Source organism: Propioniciclava sp. MC1683, from assembly GCF_014164675.1.
In the GTDB taxonomy this organism is placed as follows: domain Bacteria; phylum Actinomycetota; class Actinomycetes; order Propionibacteriales; family Propionibacteriaceae; genus Propioniciclava.
The window spans coordinates 1-962 of the sequence record NZ_JACJFX010000105.1; the positions used below are offsets into that span (position 1 = coordinate 1).

A 962-nucleotide genomic window follows, 5' to 3' on the forward strand; every position below is an offset into this window, starting at 1 on the left:
CGCCATGCTGGTGCACGCGCACGATCGTGGAATCGATCGATGCGACCCAGTCCAGGTCCCCGGACTGCTGCGCAAACGCCTGCGTCTTCTCCAGCACCTTCGCCCACACGCCCAGCTCGGACCACCGGTTGAAGTTCTTGTAGATCGTGTTCCAGTTCCCGAATCGCTCCGGCACGTCCCTCCACGGAGCCCCGGTCCGGAACCGCCACGCCGTCGCCTCGACCACCGTGCGCCGATCCAAGGGTGGACGGCCCGTCGACTTCGCAGTAGGGAACAGCGGGCCGATCACCGCCCACGCTTCATCCGAGATCACATCACGCGACACACATCCAGAATCTCCCGCAGACACCTCAAAGAGGTTTAGCAACACGGCCTAGGGTGTAGCCATGGCAATGGCAGAGCCCAGACTCGTCGACAGCTTCTGGGATCTTCGCGACGATGCCTTCGACCATCCAGAACGCTGGCGGGGGGTCACCGCTGAAGCTCTCTTCCAACGGCTCGCCGAGTACGTCGAGGAGGCAGAGGAACGCGGGGAGCCGATTCAATGGCGGCAGGACGTAGCGGAGCGCATGATCGCCTGGCGTGAAGCGGAGGGTTGAGGCCTGACACGAGTTGGCTACACGAGACCGGAGGTGGCGGCGTGCGGACTATGAACGTGCACCCACTGCCCTGTGACGGTGATCCGGAGTCGCCCGCATCTGCCGCGGGTTGCGCGAGGGTCGTGTGTCGGCTCCGCTTGCCGCAGCGCGGTATGCCTTCGTGTTGAACGCTGTCCGCAACGACGAGCGGGTGGCCCCGTTCCCGCACATCAGGAGTGGGGCGCTACGGCCTTACCCTTGCGGTATGGCCCTACCTCGCCACACGACGGACGCCGCCCTGTCGGCTTGGCTCGCGCCCCGGCTGCTGCCGTGGGGACCGGCTGGGGTTCCGGTGGGTGCCATGGTGCCGACGGGCTTCGCGGC

Annotated in this window: 2 protein-coding genes; one reads left to right on the forward strand and one right to left on the reverse strand. The window is 66.2% G+C overall.

The window, feature by feature from the left end; genetic code table 11:
* A partial coding sequence (locus tag H5397_RS17425; protein WP_182819012.1) for an IS5 family transposase occupies positions 1 to 370 on the reverse strand: 370 nt, incomplete at its 3' end.
* Positions 371 to 386: 16 nt separating this feature from the next.
* Here H5397_RS17425 and H5397_RS17430 point away from each other — a divergent pair.
* Complete coding sequence (locus tag H5397_RS17430) at positions 387 to 599, forward strand: hypothetical protein (protein ID WP_182819013.1); 213 nt, start codon at positions 387 to 389, stop codon at positions 597 to 599.
* Positions 600 to 962: the final 363 nt, after the last annotated feature.

Bases quoted from the DNA above. Each gene is read 5' to 3' on its own strand.
- H5397_RS17430 (WP_182819013.1), top strand. From the start codon at position 387: ATGGCAATGGCAGAGCCCAGACTCGTCGACAGCTTCTGGGATCTTCGC.